The sequence below is a fragment of the Acinetobacter sp. NyZ410 genome (genome assembly GCF_022828975.1).
GTDB classification, from domain to species: Bacteria; Pseudomonadota; Gammaproteobacteria; order Pseudomonadales; family Moraxellaceae; genus Acinetobacter; species Acinetobacter guillouiae.
Genome location: NZ_CP094620.1, coordinates 2,766,791 through 2,786,745, shown reverse-complemented (window position 1 = coordinate 2,786,745; position 19,955 = coordinate 2,766,791). Strand labels below are relative to the sequence as shown.

At 38.5% G+C, this 19,955-nt stretch carries 17 protein-coding genes and 2 pseudogenes; 10 read left to right on the top strand and 9 right to left on the bottom strand.

Going from position 1 to position 19,955, the window contains the following annotated elements:
- Positions 1–265: 265 nt before the first annotated feature.
- The 5 genes and pseudogenes from MTO68_RS13135 to MTO68_RS13115 all read right to left on the bottom strand — a co-directional run.
- The gene (locus tag MTO68_RS13135) at positions 266–1,828 is read right to left on the bottom strand and encodes a PepSY-associated TM helix domain-containing protein (protein ID WP_244012811.1); all 1,563 of its coding nucleotides are present in this window, start codon (positions 1,826–1,828) and stop codon (positions 266–268) included.
- A 3-nt stretch (positions 1,829–1,831) separates the two neighbouring features.
- Positions 1,832–2,110 carry a hypothetical protein gene (locus MTO68_RS13130; RefSeq protein ID WP_244012809.1) on the bottom strand — a complete coding sequence of 93 codons (279 nt, stop codon included), beginning with the start codon at positions 2,108–2,110 and terminating at the stop codon, positions 1,832–1,834.
- Positions 2,111–2,170: 60 nt separating this feature from the next.
- A pseudogene (locus tag MTO68_RS13125) lies at positions 2,171–3,898 on the bottom strand (TonB-dependent siderophore receptor); the annotation flags it as partial.
- An 18-nt stretch (positions 3,899–3,916) separates the two neighbouring features.
- Positions 3,917–5,007 (bottom strand): IS4-like element ISAba1 family transposase gene (locus tag MTO68_RS13120; protein WP_088631513.1). Its coding sequence is split into 2 segments (ribosomal slippage): positions 3,917–4,467 and positions 4,467–5,007, totalling 1,092 coding nucleotides; the frame shifts between segments, so codons are not numbered across the junction.
- A gap of 71 nt (positions 5,008–5,078) precedes the next feature.
- Positions 5,079–5,495: pseudogene (locus MTO68_RS13115) on the bottom strand (TonB-dependent receptor plug domain-containing protein); the annotation flags it as partial.
- 229 nt (positions 5,496–5,724) lie between these two features.
- Between MTO68_RS13115 and lpxB the strand changes: the two are divergent.
- Positions 5,725–6,900 carry a lipid-A-disaccharide synthase gene (lpxB, locus tag MTO68_RS13110; protein ID WP_004822153.1) on the top strand — a complete coding sequence of 392 codons (1,176 nt, stop codon included), beginning with the start codon at positions 5,725–5,727 and terminating at the stop codon, positions 6,898–6,900.
- Positions 6,901–7,059: 159 nt separating this feature from the next.
- On the opposite strand, the gene MTO68_RS13105 is transcribed toward lpxB, so the two are convergent.
- Positions 7,060–7,932: a DUF2797 domain-containing protein gene (locus MTO68_RS13105; RefSeq protein WP_004719710.1), complete on the bottom strand. Its 873-nt coding sequence runs from the start codon at positions 7,930–7,932 to the stop codon at positions 7,060–7,062.
- A gap of 32 nt (positions 7,933–7,964) precedes the next feature.
- On the opposite strand from MTO68_RS13105, the gene MTO68_RS13100 reads away from it, so the two are divergent.
- Together MTO68_RS13100 and MTO68_RS13095 are read left to right on the top strand one after the other, a co-directional pair.
- Positions 7,965–8,435: a DUF6231 family protein gene (locus MTO68_RS13100; protein WP_004822152.1), complete on the top strand. Its 471-nt coding sequence runs from the start codon at positions 7,965–7,967 to the stop codon at positions 8,433–8,435.
- Positions 8,436–8,558: 123 nt separating this feature from the next.
- Entirely contained in the window at positions 8,559–9,161 is a 603-nt protein-coding gene (locus MTO68_RS13095; RefSeq protein WP_244012807.1) for a YidB family protein, read from the top strand.
- A gap of 56 nt (positions 9,162–9,217) precedes the next feature.
- Here the strand turns inward: MTO68_RS13095 and MTO68_RS13090 are convergent, their stop codons facing one another.
- From MTO68_RS13090 to glnL, 3 genes are all read right to left on the bottom strand, one after another.
- A complete protein-coding gene (locus MTO68_RS13090) occupies positions 9,218–9,934 on the bottom strand; it encodes a hypothetical protein (protein ID WP_004822149.1) in 717 nt (238 codons plus the stop codon).
- Positions 9,935–10,054: 120 nt separating this feature from the next.
- Positions 10,055–11,539, bottom strand: a complete 1,485-nt coding sequence (gene glnG / locus MTO68_RS13085; protein WP_004822147.1) for a nitrogen regulation protein NR(I) — start codon at positions 11,537–11,539, stop codon at positions 10,055–10,057.
- A complete protein-coding gene (gene glnL / locus MTO68_RS13080) occupies positions 11,529–12,635 on the bottom strand; it encodes a nitrogen regulation protein NR(II) (protein ID WP_034613940.1) in 1,107 nt (368 codons plus the stop codon). The genes glnG and glnL overlap by 11 nt, the downstream gene beginning before the upstream one ends.
- A gap of 363 nt (positions 12,636–12,998) precedes the next feature.
- On the opposite strand from glnL, the gene rimO reads away from it, so the two are divergent.
- The 7 genes from rimO (at position 12,999) to rseP (ending at position 19,955) form a co-directional block, all read left to right on the top strand.
- Positions 12,999–14,342, top strand: coding sequence for a 30S ribosomal protein S12 methylthiotransferase RimO (rimO, locus tag MTO68_RS13075; protein ID WP_004719723.1), 1,344 nt, complete (start codon positions 12,999–13,001; stop codon positions 14,340–14,342).
- Positions 14,343–14,407: 65 nt separating this feature from the next.
- Positions 14,408–15,136, top strand: coding sequence for a UMP kinase (pyrH, locus tag MTO68_RS13070; protein ID WP_004719725.1), 729 nt, complete (start codon positions 14,408–14,410; stop codon positions 15,134–15,136).
- Positions 15,137–15,261: 125 nt separating this feature from the next.
- Positions 15,262–15,816 (top strand): ribosome recycling factor, encoded by a 555-nt coding sequence (gene frr, locus MTO68_RS13065; RefSeq protein ID WP_004719727.1) that lies wholly within the window; start codon positions 15,262–15,264, stop codon positions 15,814–15,816.
- A 7-nt stretch (positions 15,817–15,823) separates the two neighbouring features.
- Positions 15,824–16,576, top strand: a complete 753-nt coding sequence (gene uppS / locus MTO68_RS13060; RefSeq protein WP_004719730.1) for a polyprenyl diphosphate synthase — start codon at positions 15,824–15,826, stop codon at positions 16,574–16,576.
- Positions 16,576–17,400: a phosphatidate cytidylyltransferase gene (locus MTO68_RS13055; RefSeq protein ID WP_004719733.1), complete on the top strand. Its 825-nt coding sequence runs from the start codon at positions 16,576–16,578 to the stop codon at positions 17,398–17,400. Before uppS ends, MTO68_RS13055 begins: the two co-directional genes overlap by 1 nt.
- Positions 17,401–18,597, top strand: a complete 1,197-nt coding sequence (gene ispC, locus MTO68_RS13050; protein ID WP_034613919.1) for a 1-deoxy-D-xylulose-5-phosphate reductoisomerase — start codon at positions 17,401–17,403, stop codon at positions 18,595–18,597.
- A 2-nt stretch (positions 18,598–18,599) separates the two neighbouring features.
- Positions 18,600–19,955 (top strand): RIP metalloprotease RseP, encoded by a 1,356-nt coding sequence (rseP, locus tag MTO68_RS13045; RefSeq protein ID WP_004822139.1) that lies wholly within the window; start codon positions 18,600–18,602, stop codon positions 19,953–19,955.

Genomic DNA, 19,955 nt, shown 5'->3' with positions numbered 1-19,955 from the left:
TTTAAATCATTTACAAAGAGTATCAATCCAAACAGTATTGGGCTACTCAGTATACATAAGGCCACAAAAGAGATGCTATTGCCATAATTTACACTGAATAAAAATAAAGCCGAGATGATCAACGTAAACGCGATAACTTTTACCAATTTCACATGTTGTACTAAAACAGACAATTTACTTTTCTGAGTCTTGGTAATCTGCTTTGAGCTGATCAAATATAAGCTATAACTGGCAATCAGGATCAGGAGAAATGCTAAGGTCAATATCATGACACAGACTCCTGCGCTGGTTTTTGTTCCAGCTTTTTCTTGATCTTCGCCACAGCTTTGTTTTGAATCGGTGTGATTCTTTGATGTAAAAAAATCGCTAAAATGGCAAATAACCAGATCATTAAGTCCACACGTAAAAATAACCAATAATCCTGTAATGAATGAATATATTGATTAGAAATCAGATAATAGAGATTTAAAATAGGCAAGGCTAATGTCATGGCAATTAGCAGCTTGAGCTGAGTTTTCCAGAGATATTGTTGTTTTGTGCAAAGCGCAATAATAAAACTGAATAACCACAAAGTAAAAAATGTATAGACTTCATAATTTGGTGTATCTGCTTGAAGTTGCACAAAACGATTGGCATATAAATAACCCAACATCGCAATGGGTAAACCAATAATCATCGTGGTATTGAGTCGGTTTACCAGATAATGCCCAAAGTGAAAATGCTCATTTTTCTTTTGTAATTGTCGTTTTAAACTCCAGAGCAATAAACCAGAAGCAATCATTGCACAACCTAAGAGGCCAGAGAAAAATAAGCCTAAACGCAATAAAGGTTGGGCAAAATTCGCCATATGCAGCCCGTACATACTGGCATTTAATGTTGCAATTGCACTGTTATTACGGGTATTCCCAATTAAAGTACCAGTAGCGCCATTAAAGCTAAGTTGTGCTTGATTACGTGTAATCGAATGATCTTCTAAGGCAGTAACCGTGAGCTTGGCAAGCTGTGTATTGGGTTGATCTACGGTAATGTTATCAATATTCGTTTTTCCCCATTGCTGTTGGGTTTGTTGCAGGAAATGTTGAATAGATAACATATTCTTCGGCTGTGCTTGTTGAGACTTGTTTGCAGTTGATACATGACGAATTTCATCAAAATACTGATATGGATTATCTGGATAGGCTTTTTTCATCCCTGCGGGGAAAAGCAGATAGAAAAAGATCGCCAATCCGGTAAATGTAATGGTTAAGAAAAAGGGCAATGCAATTACCGAACTTACATTATGAAAATCTAAATATGAACGCTGGCCTTTAAATGCTCTTAAGGTAAAGAAATCGGTAAATATCTTTTTATGGGTAATAATGCCTGAAATCAAGGCTATAAACATAATTAACGCTGCAAAGGTGACAATCAAACGCCCAATAGAATAAGGCATTCCATAAAGTTGGTAATGAAACCCATAGAAGAAATCACCGCCTTGTGTGGCAGAAAGACTCAATTCTTTACCTGTATTGGCATCTAAAGTTTTACTTTCATAACCACCATCGGCTTTTTGCCAATAAACTTTATTTGCAGGGGTATTCTGATTTGCAACGCCGATATACCAACTTTTTGCATCTGGGGCATTTTTTTGCAAATAAGCAAACGCAGACTGTATAGCGGATTCCTGTTTGATTTGCATACTCGCGAATTGTGGTTGCATCCACATACTAATTTCATGGCGATAATATGTTGCAGAACCTGTCAAAAAAATTGCAAATAACAGCCAGCCGAAGGTAAGCCCGATCCAAGAGTGTAACCATGCCATAGATTGACGAACAGATTTATGCATGAGTTAACCTATAAACTTGGAAAATAGGAAAAAAGTAGCGACCAGAGCTAGGCTGATCAGCGTAAGTTTCTTTAAAGAATGAATACAAAAGCTTAGAATCACAAAAATAATGTAAAAAATAAGTGCACTAAATGCCGCCAAATAAATAGATTCAGCTTTGGCAAAATAAGGATAAAACACATCAATTAAAGTTAAAGATACTAAATAACTGCACACATAGCCCATACCAAAAGCCAGTATAAAACGATAGAGCACTGATAAAGGGTAGAGCATAAGCTGCATAACGATCACTTTCTTGCAATTGAAAACGCCTTAATCCTAAAAGATTAAGGCGAATTCAGATTAGTATTTAAATTTCACTGCAACATTATAGTTTGTAGATGGGCCATAAAATGCCTGACCATCTGGAAAGCTATATAAATATTTTTTGTCTGTTACATTGTTTGCATTTGCTTGAAGCGAAATATGCTTATTCAACTCATAGCTGGTCATCAAATTCACTAAAGCATAAGCATCTTGGGTAATTGTACTCTTTACAGTAGAGTCATACAGCTTGGTTGCATCTTGCCATTGTAAGGCTGCGCCAATTTTCAGTTTAGGTATAGCTGGAATGGTATAGGTGGTTAAAAGGTTAATTGTTTGGTTCGGGTTGTAAGTACGTGCTTCTCCACCATTTTTTAAATCTTTTAAGCTAAATTGGCTATAGCCAAATGCCAGATTCAAATGATCTGTTAATTGTCCAGCCAGTCCAACTTCTACCCCTTGAGAGCGTAAGTCACTGGTTTCAACTTTTCGATTGAGAGGGTTTCCATCAGAGTTACGTAAAGGGTAATTACTTTGTTCTGTGCGAAACACCGCCAAAGTTCCAGTGAGTTTGTCATCTAGCCATGAACTTTTAATACCTGCCTCATAGCTTTCACCTTCAACTGGTTTGAGTGCTTTATTATCAGTACCCAATCCAGATTGTGGGCGGAAAATAGAGGTATAGCTTAGATAACCTGTGTATTCAGGGTTAAAGTTATAGGTAATGCCAGCATAAGGAGATACTTTGTTTTCGTCATAGGCCATTGATGAACCGTAACTTTCACCTTCACTTTTAGCTTGAACATAATTTAAACCGAGTAAAAGTTTTAAATCATCGTTTAAGTGTAGTCGTGTTGCCGCATATACAGAATTGAGCTTTTGTGTATAGTTTGCCGCATCACTAAACGCTGACCAAGTGACTGATTGAGGTGTCCAGCTTGCCCAGTCCGTGGTCTTATTATTATTGATATTACTGTCATTAATTGTGCCTGAGGTTTGTTGATCATACTGTTTATTTTGTAGATAACTATAACCTAACGTCGCTTCATGCTCACGGCCAAATAATGAATATGAGCCTTGTAGATTTAAGTCGGCAAAATGACTTTTTAGATTTTCTTTTCCACCCCAAGCGGTAAGCGCTACACCCGCTCCATTTTGATCAGGATAACCATAATAATAGAGTAAGTTACTGTTGTGATCAGTTTGGGTGTAGTTATAACTCAGCTTTGCTGTCCACTTGTCATTAATTTTTTGCTTTAACTCAGCAAAAGCATTTTGTGACTTGTTGTCCCAATAGGCCCAATCTGGATTGGGATTATAATTACGCTCATAGGAAAGTTGTTTCCCATCTGCACCGAGAAGTGGTAAGGCACCCCAATTATTTGCATTAGGTTTGTTCTGTTGTTGGCTATAACCGACAGTCAATAACGTGCTATCACTTAAATCCGCATCAATGATGCCAGAAAATCCATTTTTCTCAGATGAATAACGATCTAGATAAGAATCCCCAGTTTGCTCATAACCCATCAAACGTCCGCGGATGCTACCTTCTTTGTTGAGTGCACCTGAAACATCTGCTTCATAGCGTTGGGTATTCCAAGAGCCATAACTTAGCCCAGCATTCGCTTGAAATTCTTGGGTAGGGCGTTTACGGATATAATCGATTGTTGCGCTTGGATCACCAAAAGCATTGGTTAAAGCATCTGCTCCTTTAATCACGTCAATACGATCATAAAAATATGTATCAGGATTGGTATTATTATAATTCTCTGTACACGACAAATTTCACAGAACCCTTATCCTATCAGGGTTCTGCCTTCTTAAAATTGCCAAAATTTCCTTAAACTCTTCTTTTTTCCCAAAACCAATTAAACGCTGAATCGCCATTTGAACATAGTCTAAACCATAGCGAAATAAACTCATTGAGAGTCGTCCATGCTTCTTTATTTTTATCACTTTTTTTTGATCATGTTGCCATTCACCCGTTAAGTAACACCAACAGAAGCTTATAGCTAACACCGCAATCAATTTTTTCACTCGTCTAGGGTCTGTCAAGCGCGTATTTTCAAGATTAAACCCGCGTCCTTTGAGACAACTGAATAAGGTTTCAATTTCCCAGCGTAATGCATAATCCTGAATAGCATTGGCATTAAACTGAGGAGAAACGACGAGTAAAAGCTCTCCATTTTCTAACTGTAGTGCACTTATATATAGTTTCACCCGACCAACCAAAATCCGTCGTTTACGACATTCAATTTGACCAACTTTAAGATGGCGAAATAAATCACTAATTTTATGATTCTTTCCTAAATGATTGGTGACAATGAAGTTTTTTTAACACGAATGCAGAAGTTGATGTCTTGTTCAATTAACCATGTAAACCACTGCTCACCGATAAACTCTCTGTCTGCGAACACATTCACAATACGGTCTTTACCAAAAATGGCTATAAAGCGTTGAATCAAAGCAATGCGCTCTTTCGTATCTGAATTTCCACGTTTATTAAGCAATGTCCAAAGGATAGGTATCGCTATTCCACGATAAACGATTGCGAGCATCAGGATATTAATATTTCGTTTTCCCCATTTCCAATTGGTTCTATCTAAAGTCAGTTGCACTTGGTCGAATGAAAACATATTGAAAATCAACTGAGAAATTTGACGATAATCAAAATACTGACCTGCAAAGAAGCGCTGCATACGTCGATAAAATGATTGTGGTAAGCACTTGATGGGCAAGGCTTTAGATGCAGAAGAAAGATTACATGTTTGCTTTAAAATAATCACAAGCATGATGAGCGCAAAGCACTTTAAATGTGACTTGTTCCATTTTAGATATTTGTTTAAGATAAGATATAACTCATTGAGATGTGTCATAGTATTCGTCGTTAGAAAACAATTATTATGACATTATTTCAATGAGTTATCTATTTTTGTCGTGTACAGAGATTATAATTGTAGCTGCTAGAAGGGAAGCCGACGCCATCAGTTAAAATATTTGAGATTTCAAAACCACGAGCGGTGTAGGTTGAACGTTCGGTTTCCTGATTGCTGACAGTAATACCGGGAGTATTACTTAAAGCTTCACGTGCACTATTGAGCGCAAAATCATTTAATTGCTGACGTGTCACTACATTCACTGTTTGTGGTGTTTCTTTGATAGGAATATTCAGCTTGGCCGCACTTGCTGATTTTTTAACGATATAAGATTTTGATTGTTCAGAGCTTAATTCAGTTTGATCAGTTGTGGCTTGAACTGAAATTGTGGGTAGATTTTCAATATTTTCAGCAAAACTTTGCTGAGCACTGAATACTGCTAAACTAAGAATAGAGAACTTAAAACTGTGTGGGAGAGAATTCAACATTGCTTATCTTAAATGATAATAATTATCGCTTAGTTTATTATTTGTAAGAAGTGCTTACAAGCATCGTGCAATTGAAAATATAAATAGAAAATAAAATAACGATAGAAAATTAGATGAATTGTTTTATAAATTCACCTATTTGCCATAGCAGTATCCTGTTTTGACTATTCACAATTAAATCTGATGAATATGCTATCATGCAGTTATAGTGCTGATCAGGAAGAATATCTTGCAAAATCGAAAGCTTAAAATTGGAATTGTCGTAGGTGAGGTATCAGGGGATACTTTAGGCGCAAAACTTATTCGTCGTTTTCGTGAACAGGGTATTGATGCTGAATTTGAGGGGATTGGTGGTCCTCAAATGATTGCAGAAGGATTTAACAGTTTTTATTCAATGGATATTTTATCTGTGATGGGAATTGTTGAAGTGCTTAAAGATTTAAAAAAATTATTTGCTGTACGTGATGGTCTAGTCGAAAAATGGACTGCCAATCCTGTAGATGTTTTTATCGGTATTGATGCGCCAGACTTTAACTTACGTCTTTCAAAAAGTATAAAACAGAAAAACTTGCCGATTAAAACGGTGCAATATGTCAGTCCATCTGTATGGGCTTGGCGACAAGGACGGGTCCATGGTATCAAAGCCAGTATAGATTTAGTACTTTGTCTATTTCCTTTTGAAAAAGGCTTTTATCAACGATATGAGGTACCAGCAGCCTTTGTTGGGCATCCACTGGCAAGTCAATTGCCATTACAAAATCCAATTTTGGATGCAAAGCAAGAGCTTGGTTTAGATATCAGTCAAAAGCATATTGCCTTGTTACCAGGAAGTCGGCGTGGTGAGATTGAACGACTTGGACCGTTGGTTTTGGATGCAGCAAAAATTCTTTATCAAAAATATCCAGATTATCAGTTCCTGATTCCTGCCATTAATGATTTACGCAAACAACAAATTCAAGAATTATTAAAGCATTATCCAAGTGACTTGGTCGCAAAAATTCATTTACTGGAAAATACCGATAAAGAATCAAAAATTGGTCGTCAGGTCATGAATGCTGCCAATATTGTAGCTTTGGCATCGGGGACAGCGACACTTGAAGCATTATTGTTGCATCGTCCAATGGTGACTTTTTATAAGTTGAATTGGTTAACCTATGTGATTGCTAAATTTTTAGTGAAAATTCCGTATTATTCATTGCCGAATATTATTGCGGGTAAAAAAGTGATTCAAGAGCTTATCCAACAAGATGCTACAGCAGAAAATTTGGCCAATCAAATTGAAAAATTAATGAATATTGAAACTGCACAAATTCAGGTGATGCAATTGATCACCATGCACAAGCAACTTTTGGCTGGAAATAGTGAAGATCCAGTTCAGGCGATTTTAGCAATTTTAACAGCTTGATTTTCAATGCTAACAACCGATTAAGTAAATATCCGTTTGCTTATCGAGCTGCTGGAATACTTTGTAATCAGTTTAGAAAACCTTTAACCAATAAAAACTCCTCTAAATCTAAGATAAAGAGGAGTGTATATAAATCAATTTCGGGGTTGGGGTGTAAAACTATTCCGCCCGAACTTTAAGCTCATAACCTGTATATTTACGAATATTGATGACACCCGTATCCATAATCAAGTATTGACCTTTGATTCCTTGTAGCTTGCCGCGAATGATTGGGGTTTTGTCTAAATTGTGCGATTTAACTTTTTCAGGATAAATATCGACAGGGTAGATAAATTCACGGGGTAATTCATTTTCTAACAATTCAACCGTTTCATTAAACTCAAGATTTTGCGCAAACTCATCGCGAATGCTTTGAATCTTTGGGGAAAACTCTTGAACCAATTCATTACGAATTTCAATTAGATCAATCGGTTCAGCTTCACCTTTAAGTAGTTTTCGCCAATCCGTTTTATCCGCAACCTGTGTACCAAACATGACTTCAAGTTGACCTGAAAGACGGCGCGAACCGACTTTTAAAATAGGCAATGCTTGGGTCGCCCCTTGGTCTAACCAGCGTGTTGGCATTTGACCTAGACGGGTAATCCCCACTTTTAAAGCACTTGAATTTGCTAGATAGACAATATGCGGTTGAAAGCAAACCTCATGAGCAAAATCATCTTCACGGCAAGTACCTAAATGATAATGGCAAGTTTCAGGCTTCATGATACACATGTCGCAAGATGCCTTGGTTTTCATGCATTTAAAGCAATGGCCTTGCGAATAAGACTTTGGTGTTTTTGCGCCACAAGAAACACAATAAATATTTCCTGTCGCTTCAATCTCAATTTCCTGGCCTAAACTAAATGGTAGCTCGGTTTCTGAGCGATCTAATATAAATTTATATTCAACATTTGCCTTATGTGTTTGTTGATCAGTTACACTAAGGTCTTTAAGACCTGCATGCATTTTATGACAAATGCCTTGTAGTTCCATGTTTAATTACTCGCTTCAAAAAAGGTGCAGTTATGGCTGAGCAAAATGTCATCACTTCAATGCTAGACGATTTATCGCAAGAACAGCCAATTCAAACTGCATTGTGTATTGGGCAAAATTTGGCGCAATACCCTACAAATTATTCAATTCAATGGTCCTATTTTAACGTATCTGAGTTTTTAAGTCTGCCTTTTACGCAACGATATGATTTAGGATTTGTACTTTTAGATACAGATGAAATGTCTGGGATCACCGATTTACAAAAATCCCAGTTATTGGTCAAGTTGCGTGATTTACTGGCAAAACGAATCGTCGTGGCATGTCAGCTAAAAGATGAGCAGTTACTCAGATCGCTTGGTTTTACCCAACTTATTGATAAAACTTTACATCAAAATGATTTTGCACTTTGGCAGTTTAATATTTTGACCTATAAACATGTACCAGATTGGTTTAATTCTAAGTTTTGGGCCAATCCAGAAAACTGGAATAAATTTCGTTGGTAGTGATTTTATTTTGGTTATAAACCAGTCTTAAGCTATTGCAAAATTTAACAATTCCAATTTTGGTGAATAGGATAAAGCCAAGTATGCTGTACTTGTCTCATAAAACTTAAAAAAGGAAAACTCATGACAGATTTAACCAATATTGTGGAAATTCTGGCAAAACAAGCACTTGGCGGACAACAACAATCACAAGGCGGGCTAGGTGGTGGATTGGGCGGGGTACTTGGTTCAGTACTCGGTGGCTTGGGTGGGCAGCAACAACAATCACAAGGTGGATTGGGTGGCGTGCTTGGTTCAGTTTTAGGTGGTTTGACAGGTGGACAACAACAACAAGCACCGCAAGCGGGTGGTTTTAATGCCTCTTCTTTATTGATTGCAGTTGTGCCATTGGTCTTGGGTTGGATTCAACAAAATGGTGGTCTACAAGGTGCTTTAGCTAAATTGCAAGGCGCAGGCTTAGGTGGGCAGGTTCAAAGTTGGGTCGATCCGTCACAAGGAAATGGTGCTGTAAATGTAGAGCAAATCCAGAGTTTATTTGGTGTTCAGCAAGTTGAACAAGTTGCTCAACAAGCCAATGTTCCGACCAATGAAGTATATGGTGCAATCTCTACAGTATTACCGCAAATTATTGATTCACTCACACCACAAGGTGATGCAACAGATCACACTGAAGCCAATGGTGATATTCAAAATGTCATGAATTTGGTATCAGGCTTTTTAAAGTAAAATCGAATATAAAAATGATCAAAGCCAGTCAATAGATGTTGACTGGCTGATTTAAATTAAGGCTGTGGGTCATCGCCAATTGCTTCGCTACTTTTTACGTCGCCATTCTGTTTCTTTTTAATGTATTTAATTTGCCCATATCCTTCAGCATACCATTCATCCAATGTTTCATCTCCGATTTGAGAAATGAAATGACATGCATTATCAAACTTTAAAGTATTGTCATCATTGTCAATTAAAGTCAGATCTTCAAATCCTACAAATACTAAGTCAATCGTCTTATTATTTTCAGACTTATCATTGTTATCCATTTGCGATTCAATGACTGCGTTATAGGTCATTTGGAATTTTTGCTGTGGTTTAAGATTGGATGGGAATGTTGGAAGCGGGGCTTGATAGGTGGTTTTTACCAGCACATCATTTGGATTTGATCCGAGCGCAGCAATACCATAGTCCAAGTTTGCAAGCATGGTGCGGCCAGTTAAATCGTAGATATAATCTGTACGCACACCTGCGCCTTGTCTAACGATTGCTATTGCATTCTGATTGTTGAAGGTTGTAGGAACAATCTGTATTTGTGTTTCTTCATTGTTGTTCAGGGTAAACTGTTTGTTGGGTTCTAACTTAAAACAATCATCTGAATTGGCTGCTTTATGTGCTTTTTTAACCGCTGGGGCTTCTGCTTGATGTTCAGAACTGTCATGCGGTTTATTTTTAGAGCAAGCAACACTAAAAATAGAGAGTAAGCTAATTACAACAACAGTTTTCTTCATTTTTACCCTAGACGATAAAGTTTAAATTTCACGAGGCTATTTTTCACTATGAGCCAATAAAAAACAACCATATTCTTACGAAATATGGTTGGAGTAAACTTTATATTTATGAGTTGCTTATTATTCAGCTAAGACAGTTTTGTCTTCCTCTTCATCATCTTCAGCAGAATCCATACCTAATTCTTTGAGTTTGCGGGTTAAAGTATTACGCCCCCAACCTAAAAGTTCAGCAGCATGACGTTTACGACCACGGGTTTGTTGAAGTGCTGCGATGATCAAAGTACGTTCAAACATTGGGGTGGCAATGTCTAAAATTTTCATTTCACCATTTTTAAGCTTTTGAATTGCCCATTGCGCCAGTAACTCATCCCAATGATGTAATGCAATACGATCAATACCAGCTTGCGCTTGACCCTGATCATCAGATTTGTTGATTGGAATTTGTTTTAATTCAGACGGCAAATCTTCTGGATAAACTTCACGCCCTGTGATCATTACAGTTAACCAGCGGCAGGTATTCTCGAGTTGACGTACATTGCCTGGCCAAGGCAGTTTTTGAATATACTCTTGCGTTTCTGGGCGTAAAATTTTCGGACTAACCCCGAGTTCTTTACCCGCGCGTGCCAAGAAGTGTTGCGCCAACATCGGAATATCTTCAGAACGATGAGCAAGTTTAGGGATGTGAATACGAATGACATTTAGGCGATGATATAAGTCTTCACGGAAACGCCCATCATTGACCAACTTTTCTAAATCTTGATGTGTTGCTGCCACGATACGAACATCAACACGAACTGGAATATGACCACCAACACGGTAGAACTCACCATCTGCCAAAACACGAAGTAGACGTGTTTGGGTTTCAAAGGGCATATCACCAATTTCATCTAAGAATAAGGTTCCGCCATTGGCTTGTTCAAAACGACCTTGGCGTTGAGTATTGGCGCCAGTAAATGCACCTTTTTCATGGCCAAATAATTCAGTTTCAATCAAATCTTTTGGAATAGCGGCCATGTTTAACGCAATAAATGGTTTACTGCTTCTTGGTGAGTGGCGATGTAAAGCGTGTGCAACTAACTCTTTACCTGTTCCAGATTCACCGTTGATCAATACAGTAATATGCGATTGAGATAGACGTCCAATGGCGCGGAAAACTTCCTGCATTGCAGGGGATTCACCAATAATTTCCGTAGATTGAATCGGGGTAACTTTTGCGGATTCTTGTTGTTGCAGTTTGTTGATATGCAAAATCGCACGATTCACCAACGCAAGTGCTTCATCAATATCAAACGGTTTTGGTAGATATTCAAAAGCACCTGTTTGATAACTCGATACTGCAGATTCTAAATCTGAATGTGCTGTCATAATAATCACAGGCAGATCAGGATAGCTTCCTTTGACTTTTCCTAGGAAGGTTAAACCATCAATGCCGGGCATACGAATATCAGTGAGAATGACATCTGGCGCATTGCTTGGAAGTTGATCTAAAGCAGATTGTGCTTCTTCAAAACTGGTGACATCGAAGCCTTCTTCTTTAAATGTTTTTTCCAAGACCCAACGCATAGCACGGTCGTCATCGATCACCCAAATTTTATTATGCGACATGGTTAGACTCCCAAGGTAGATATAAGCTAAATACTGTTTTTCCAGGAACGGATTGGCATTCAATCATTCCGTTGTGTTGATGCATGATATTTTGTGCGATGCTTAAGCCAAGCCCTGTTCCTTTGGCACGGCCAGTCACAAGTGGATAAAACACGGATTCTAAAATTTCTTCAGGAACACCGGGGCCATTGTCTTCAATATCAATACGAATGGCTGATTTATTCAGTACGCCATTAATCGTCACCAAACGTTGGATGCGTGTACGCAACATCAGTTCAGGTTGATGATCAATAAAAAACTCACGATTCTCAGTCATCGCCTGTACTGCATTGACACTGATGTTGAGCATCACTTGAATCAGTTGGTCGCGATCCGCTTTGACATCAGGCAATGAAAGGTCATAGTCTCGTGTGATTTTAATTTTTTTCTTGGTCTGATTTACAATTAATGAACGAACACGTTCAAGCGGTTCATGCACGTTGACCAATTCGTAGCTCGGGAGCTGACGTGAACCCAGCATGGTATCAGCAAGGTTTCTTAAGCGATCGACTTCACTGATAATAATATCGGTGAACTCTGCGTACTGTGGATCATTTAAACTACGAGCAAGCAGTTGAGTTGCACCACGAATTCCACCTAATGGGTTTTTGATTTCATGTGCAACACCTCGAATCAGCTGTCGTGCAACTTGGTGTTGTTGAATCAGGTTTTCTTCTTTAGAAATTTTAAGCATCCGATCAATCGGATTTAATTCAATTAATAGTAATGGGTGATAGGGTCTTCCTGTATTTAACTGCGAAACAGAATAATCAACATGCATGTCTTTAAAGTTAACATTGATAATCGCTTCACGGCGTGTATAGGCTTGACCTGTTTTTATTGAGTTGTTTAATGCTTCCAAGGTATTAAAGCTATCATTTGGTGCATGTAAAATATTAATTACTGGCTGACCTGCCGCACGAAGCAAGCTAATATCAAACAATGCTTCGCATGATGAATTAAGATAAAAAATATTTAAATTACAATCGACCAAAAGAATTGCAGTGGTTAAATTATCCACAAGCAATCTATAATCAATTGTTGGGTATTGATCCATTAGCAGAGCTTTCCTGTCTTTAAATAGCGCAATGGCATCTGCACCTCGTTTTCTATTTTCCCGAACATGGGTGATTGAATCGGTTAAATCGTCCTGATATAAAGCAAGATGCACGCCAACTTTTATATACTGCGCAGTTTTCTTACATGAATGATAAAAATTGCGCATTTACTGCGCTTTATTCACGTGTAAAAACCAGCATTCATATTACGCTATCATTATATTGTTCCAAAATGGTGCATTGTAGTAATTTAATTATTTGATTGGATGTATTTTGGTGCATTATACAAAGAGTGCAGTTTCCACCTGTTTTTATCTCTTGAAAAGTCATACAATACGCGGATTATAGTGGAGCGCAGATTCATGAAGTCCCCCAAAGTCGGTTTTGTATCTTTAGGTTGTCCTAAGGCATTGGTAGATTCTGAACGCATTTTAACGCAGTTAAAGACTGAAGGTTATGATGTTGCATCAGATTATGAAGGTGCTGATTTAGTTGTTGTGAACACCTGTGGTTTTATTGAATCTGCAGTACAAGAGTCTTTAGACGCAATTGGTGAAGCCATGAGCGCCAATGGTCGTGTGATCGTCACAGGCTGTTTGGGTAAAGATGAAGATAAAATTCGCCAGATGCATCCAAATGTCTTAAAAGTGACAGGTGCTGCGGCGTATCAAGATGTGATGGAAGCTGTCCATCAGTATGTTCCAGAACCACCGAAACACAATCCTTTTGTAGATCTTGTACCTGAACAAGGTATTCGTTTAACACCTAAACATTATGCTTATTTAAAAATATCAGAAGGCTGTAACCATCGTTGCACATTCTGCATTATTCCAAGCATGCGTGGTGATCTTGTGTCACGTCCTGTTGGCTCTGTATTAAATGAAGCACAGGCGTTAAAAAAAGCGGGTGTAAAAGAAGTCTTGGTGATTTCTCAAGACACCTCCGCTTATGGTGTAGATACCAAATATAAGCTTGATTTCTGGAATGGTCAGCCTGTTAAAACCAAATTCTATGACATGTGCGAAGCGCTCGGTCAGTTAGGAATTTGGGTGCGATTACATTATGTTTATCCATATCCACATGTGGATGCGGTGATTGACTTAATGGCACAGGGTAAAATTCTTCCGTATTTAGACATTCCTTTTCAACACGCCAGTCCGCGCATCTTAAAATTGATGAAGCGACCAGCTCATAGTGAAAACACCTTGGAACGTCTAAAATTATGGCGTGAAAAATGTCCTGAATTGGTTATTCGTTCAACATTTGTTGTGGGTTTCCCTGGTGAAACTGAAGAAGATTTTCAAATGTTATTGGACTGGTTACAAGAGGCGAAACTTGATCGTGTGGGTTGCTTTACCTACTCACCTGTAGAAGGCGCAACAGCCAACGATTTGCCTGATCATGTTCCTGAAGAAATTAAGCAACAACGCTATGAACGTTTTATGGAAGTTCAACAAGCGATTTCTGCTGAAAAACTGCAAAGTCGTATTGGTCAAACCATGACGGTTTTAGTAGATGATCTTGAAGAAGAATTCCCAGTCGCAGTTGCACGCTCTTATGCAGATGCACCTGAGATTGATGGTAATGTTTTTGTTGAAGATATTGATAAGTCAGTGATTAAAGCTGGTGATTTACTTGAAGTCGAAATTACAGATGCAGATGAATATGATTTGTTTGCCAAGTTGATTCGCGTTAAATCAGCTTAAGTGTTGCCGATTTAGATTTGATTAAATACGAATAAAATTGTAGATATAAGTATTGGAGTTTTGTGATGTTAGATTCTAAAAAGCCACGCTACGAGCGAATTTTGCTGAAACTTTCGGGTGAAGCGCTTGCGGGTAATAAAGACATGGGGATTGATGCCCAAGTCTTAGATCAAATGTCTTTATCTATTGCTCACTTGGTTGGTTTGGGTGTGCAAGTGGGTATTGTGGTTGGTGGTGGTAACTTATACCGTGGTAGTCAATTACAAAAAGATGGTTTGGTTGGCCGTGTAACGGGTGATCAAATGGGTATGCTTGCTACGGTAATGAATGGTTTGGCATTACGTGATGCTTTGGTTCGCCGTAATATCAAAACCCGTTTAATGTCAGCATTGCCAATTGGTGCAGTAGTTGAAGCATATTCAAGCCGTGATGCAATTCGCCACTTAACTCAAGGTGAAGTGTGCGTATTTGTTGCTGGAACAGGTAATCCGTTCTTTACAACGGATACAGCAGCATGCTTACGTGGTATTGAAATTGAAGCAAACCTTATTTTAAAAGCCACTAAAGTTGATGGTGTCTACAATAAAGACCCAAGCAAATATGATGATGCTGTTAAATATGACCATTTAAGCTTTGATGAAGTTTTAGATGAGAAACTTGGTGTCATGGATTTAACTGCAATTTGCTTATGCCGCGATCACAATGTGCCACTTCAAGTATTTGATATGAACAAGTCTGGTGCTTTGCTTTCTGTGGTAATGGGCGAAAAAGAGGGCACTCACGTTACAAACTAATGTACGTGGGTAGTAAAGCTCTTTATACTACTGCAATTTTAGATTAGGGTGTATTGACACTTCGCCTGTTTATGAAATGTCATTAGACCCCATACACATTTAGATAAATAAGTAAGGAAGATCATATGATTAACGATCTTAAAAAAGACGCAGAAGACCGTATGAATAAGTCATTGGAGTCTTTGGAACATGGTTTTGCAAAGGTTCGTACAGGTCGTGCGCATCCATCCATCCTAAATGGAGTTATGGTTCCTTACTATGGTTCTGACGTGCCGTTAAACCAAGTGGCTAACGTGGGTGTTGAAGATTCACGTACTTTGTTAGTTCAACCATTTGAACGTTCAATGGTTTCTGCAATTGATAAAGCAATCCGTGAATCAGATTTGGGCTTAAACCCAGTAACTGCTGATGCGATTCGTGTGCCAATGGCAGCTTTGACAGAAGAAACACGTAAAGATATGCAGAAAGTTGCACGTAACGAAGCAGAAAATGCCAAAGTTGCGATTCGTAACATTCGTCGTGATGTTTTAGGCGATATCAAATCATTATTAAAAGATAAAGAAATTTCTGAAGATGATGAACGTCGTGCAGGCGATGATATCCAAAAAATTACCGATAAATTTGTTGCTGAAGTGGACAAACGTCTTGCTGCGAAAGAAGCTGAATTGATGAAGGTCTAAGATTTAAATGACCACATCTGAAGACAACCATCTTCCAAAACATGTTGCCATCATCATGGATGGCAACAATCGTTTTGCAAAAAAGAAACAACTGCAAAAAGGTGATGGACACCGTGAAGGTAAAAATGTCCTTGATCCGATTGTAGAGCATTGCCGTAAAGTTGGCGTTCAGGCGCTTACTGTGTTTGCTTTCTCAAGTGAAAACTGGAACCGACCGCAGTATGAAGTTGATTTGTTAATGAAATTGTTAGAAGACACAATTCATGAACAAATTCCACGGATGGAAAAATTCGAAATTTCGTTGAGATTTATTGGTGATCGTAGTCGGCTTTCTCCAGAGCTACGTGAATTAATGTTGCATGCTGAACAAAGGACTGCTAAGTTCAGTAACATGACTTTAACAATTGCGATTAGTTATGGTGGTATGTGGGATATCGCAGATACTGCACGTAAACTTGCGCAACAGGTTAAAGATCAACAAATTGATGTGAATCAAATCAATACTGAGTTATTTGCACAACAAATAAGTTTGGGGGATTTGCCACCCGTGGATTTATTGATTCGTACAGGCGGTGATTACCGACTGTCTAATTTCTTACTGTGGCAGGCTGCATACGCTGAGTTATATTTTACTGAGACATTATGGCCAGAATTTACAGTGCAAGAGTTGGATCATGCGTTCAATATTTTTTCAGGGCGTGAAAGACGTTTCGGAAAAACCTCTGAACAAATTCAACAAGAACATATAGAGAATTTATAATGTTAGAGCGGATTATAACCGCATTGGTATTGGTGGCAGTTGTACTGAGTTGTATGTTTGCAACAAAATCTCAATATCCAATGTTAGTGTTAATGATTATCGCAGCTGGGGCAGCAGGTTATGAGTGGTTTAAACTCATGCCACATGAATCTGACCATGTGAAGAAAATTAAAGCTGCTGGATTCGGTGTATTGACCGCTTTTTTTTCAGGGTTAGCATTATATTTTAATGATTTGGCGCTTATTCTTTGGAGTGCCTCTATTCTCACTTGGTTGTGTAGTCTGTATTGGGTAAAACATTATCCTGAATATGATGGCTGGTACAATATCACTTTAAATATTGTTGGCTTGGTTTTAATCAGTGCCGCAGTTACCGCTATTTTTGAAGTTTGGAAAAGCTCTCCTTGGTGGTTGATGTACCTGTTCCTGTTGGTTTGGGGCGCGGACAGTGGTGCATATTTTGTTGGGCGTAAATTTGGTAAGCGTAAACTTGCGCCAGATGTGAGTCCAAACAAATCAATCGAAGGCTTAATTGGTGGGATTGTCACTGTTGCGATTGTGATCATCGTGGTTCAATCGATTTACCTACATTTAACGCTTCCACAACATATTCTTTTCCTAGTTTTGTCTATTGTGACTGTGTTTAGCTCTGTGCTTGGCGACTTGTTTGAATCTATGATCAAACGTCGTGCAGGAATTAAAGACTCAGGTCGTATCCTTCCAGGACATGGTGGGGTGCTTGATCGTATAGATTCATTGCTTGCTGCGGCTCCATTTTTTGCGGCTGGCATGTATGTTTTAAAACTTATTGGTGTAGATTTATAGATGTCACAATCTGTTTGTATATTAGGTGTTACAGGTTCTATTGGGCGCAGTACTTTAAAAATTTTACAACAGCATTCGGACCAGTATTCAGTTTTTGCAGTGACTGGATTTAGTCGAATCAAAGAACTCAGTGAAATATGCAAACAATATCGACCGAAATGTGTTGTTGTACCATCGGATAAAGTAGATGAGTTACAACAGCTACTTGCTATACATCATATTTTTGATATCGAAATCCTTACAGATGAAGCAGGGCTTATCACCGTATCGGAACATCCTGATGTAGATGTGGTGATGGCAGCAATTGTTGGTGCAGCAGGATTGTTGCCGACTTTAGCTGCAGTGAAAGCAGGTAAGCGCGTTTTACTTGCCAACAAAGAAGCCTTGGTGATGTCTGGCGATATTATGCTTCAAGCAGCTAAAGATCATCATGCTTTGTTACTGCCTGTTGACTCTGAACATAATGCTATTTTCCAATGTCTTCCGCAAAATTATTTACAGATTCAACCCAATGGTGAGCCTCAATTGGGGGTCAAGCAAGTTTTGTTGACTGCTTCAGGTGGCCCATTTTTAAACTTTAGCTTAGAACAATTAAAAACCGTAACACCAGCACAAGCCTGTAAACATCCAAATTGGTCGATGGGACAAAAAATTTCGGTAGATTCTGCAACCCTGATGAATAAAGGTTTAGAATTGATCGAAGCATGTCATTTATTTTCAATTAAAGAACAATTTGTTACAGTTGTTGTTCATCCACAAAGTATCATTCATTCAATGGTTCAATATGTGGATGGTTCAACTTTGGCTCAAATGGGTAATCCTGATATGTGTACGCCGATTGCGCATGCACTTGCATGGCCTGAGCGGATTCAAACACATGTCCCGCCTCTAGATTTATTTGTCCATTCACAACTCGACTTTCAAGCACCAGATATTACGCGTTTTCCATCGCTTAAACTGGCTCGACATGCTATGCAGGCGGGCGGATTGGCACCGTCTATTCTCAATGCTGCCAATGAAATTGCTGTAAGTGCTTTTTTACAGCAAAAAATTGCATTTTTACAAATTTCACAAGTGGTTGAACATACCTTAAATCACGTTCAAAATGGTTTGGCAGATTCGATTGACACGATTTTGCAGACAGATCAACTTGCGCGCCAAGTTGCTTCACAACGCATTACACAATTGGGAAGCTGATCATGAGTGTTCTATTTATCATTGTTGCTGCCATATTCCTACTTGGTCCGCTGATTGCGATTCATGAATTTGGGCATTATTGGGTTGCACGTAAACTCGGTGTAAAAGTACTGGTTTATTCGATTGGTTTTGGTCCAACTTTGTTGAAGTGGACATCGAAAAAATCAGGCATCCAATATCAACTTTCTGCATTACCACTGGGTGGTTATGTCAAAATGTTGGATGAGCGTGAGGGGAATGTTAGTGCGGAAGATTTGCCGTTAGCATTTAACCGTCAGCCACCATGGAAGCGTATTGCGATTGTTGCTGCTGGTCCATTGATCAATTTGATTTTTGCAATCGTCCTATTTTGGATTCTATTTCTACCTGCACAAGAGCAATTAAATACTCGTGTTGGTGCAATTCTACCCAATACACCTGCTGCAACAGCTCAAATGCAGATTGGCGATAAAATTGTTGCTGTAGATGGAACAGATGTTAGCACTTGGGAAAAACTCAACTATGCCATCGTTGATCGTGTTGGTGAAACAGGTCATATCGATGTTCAGGTTGAGCGTAATGGTCAGCCGCAGAGTTTTGCTTTACCAATCAAGAATTTCTTAAAAGACCAAAGTCAGTCACCATTTGATGTACTAGGTTTTACCCCATATCGTCCACAGATTCCTGCAACTGTTTATAAGTTAAGTAGTGATGGCGCTGCGATTCGTCAAGGGATGAAAGAAGGTGACCAAATCATTTCAATCAATCAGGTGAAAATGAAAGATTGGTTTGATGTGGTAGATGTGGTACAAAAATCACCTGAAAAGTTACTTAAAGTTGATGTGTTGCGCCAAGGGCAAATTGTACATTTACAAGTAATGCCACAAGGTAAACGCGATAATATGGGAAATGTAACAGGTATGTTGGGTGTGCAAGCACAGACTGATAAACTGACAATTCCTACTGAATATAAACAAACAATTCAATATAATCCTGCTGAAGCTTTTGTTGTTGCTATTGAAAAGACCGGGCAACTTTCAGCAATGATTTTGAATTCGATGGTGAAGATGGTACGTGGTTTAATTGGCTTAGATAATTTATCAGGTCCAATTACCATTGCAAAAGTCGCCGGTCAAAGTGCTGAAATGGGGTGGCAAACATTCATTTCATTTATGGCTTTGATGAGTGTGAGTTTGGGGATTTTAAATTTATTGCCTATCCCGATGTTAGATGGCGGTCATTTGGTTTATTACATTGTTGAAGCAATTCGTGGTAAGCCTGTTTCTGAACAAATACAATTGGTTGGGTTAAAAATTGGTATGGTACTGCTTGGTAGCATGATGCTTCTTGCAATATTTAATGATTTTATGCGTTTATAA

Excerpts from the sequence above, each read along its gene's own strand:
- uppS (WP_004719730.1), top strand. The coding sequence starts at position 15,824 with ATGACCACATCTGAAGACAACCATCTTCCAAAACATGTTGCCATCATC.
- rseP (WP_004822139.1), top strand. The coding sequence starts at position 18,600 with ATGAGTGTTCTATTTATCATTGTTGCTGCCATATTCCTACTTGGTCCG.
- rimO (WP_004719723.1), top strand. The coding sequence starts at position 12,999 with ATGAAGTCCCCCAAAGTCGGTTTTGTATCTTTAGGTTGTCCTAAGGCA.
- MTO68_RS13100 (WP_004822152.1), top strand. The coding sequence starts at position 7,965 with ATGGCTGAGCAAAATGTCATCACTTCAATGCTAGACGATTTATCGCAA.
- frr (WP_004719727.1), top strand. The coding sequence starts at position 15,262 with ATGATTAACGATCTTAAAAAAGACGCAGAAGACCGTATGAATAAGTCA.
- MTO68_RS13055 (WP_004719733.1), top strand. The coding sequence starts at position 16,576 with ATGTTAGAGCGGATTATAACCGCATTGGTATTGGTGGCAGTTGTACTG.
- glnL (WP_034613940.1), bottom strand. The coding sequence starts at position 12,635 with ATGGATCAATACCCAACAATTGATTATAGATTGCTTGTGGATAATTTA.
- MTO68_RS13090 (WP_004822149.1), bottom strand. The coding sequence starts at position 9,934 with ATGAAGAAAACTGTTGTTGTAATTAGCTTACTCTCTATTTTTAGTGTT.
- pyrH (WP_004719725.1), top strand. The coding sequence starts at position 14,408 with ATGTTAGATTCTAAAAAGCCACGCTACGAGCGAATTTTGCTGAAACTT.
- MTO68_RS13105 (WP_004719710.1), bottom strand. The coding sequence starts at position 7,932 with ATGGAACTACAAGGCATTTGTCATAAAATGCATGCAGGTCTTAAAGAC.
- glnG (WP_004822147.1), bottom strand. The coding sequence starts at position 11,539 with ATGTCGCATAATAAAATTTGGGTGATCGATGACGACCGTGCTATGCGT.
- ispC (WP_034613919.1), top strand. The coding sequence starts at position 17,401 with ATGTCACAATCTGTTTGTATATTAGGTGTTACAGGTTCTATTGGGCGC.
- MTO68_RS13095 (WP_244012807.1), top strand. The coding sequence starts at position 8,559 with ATGACAGATTTAACCAATATTGTGGAAATTCTGGCAAAACAAGCACTT.
- MTO68_RS13130 (WP_244012809.1), bottom strand. The coding sequence starts at position 2,110 with ATGCAGCTTATGCTCTACCCTTTATCAGTGCTCTATCGTTTTATACTG.
- MTO68_RS13135 (WP_244012811.1), bottom strand. The coding sequence starts at position 1,828 with ATGCATAAATCTGTTCGTCAATCTATGGCATGGTTACACTCTTGGATC.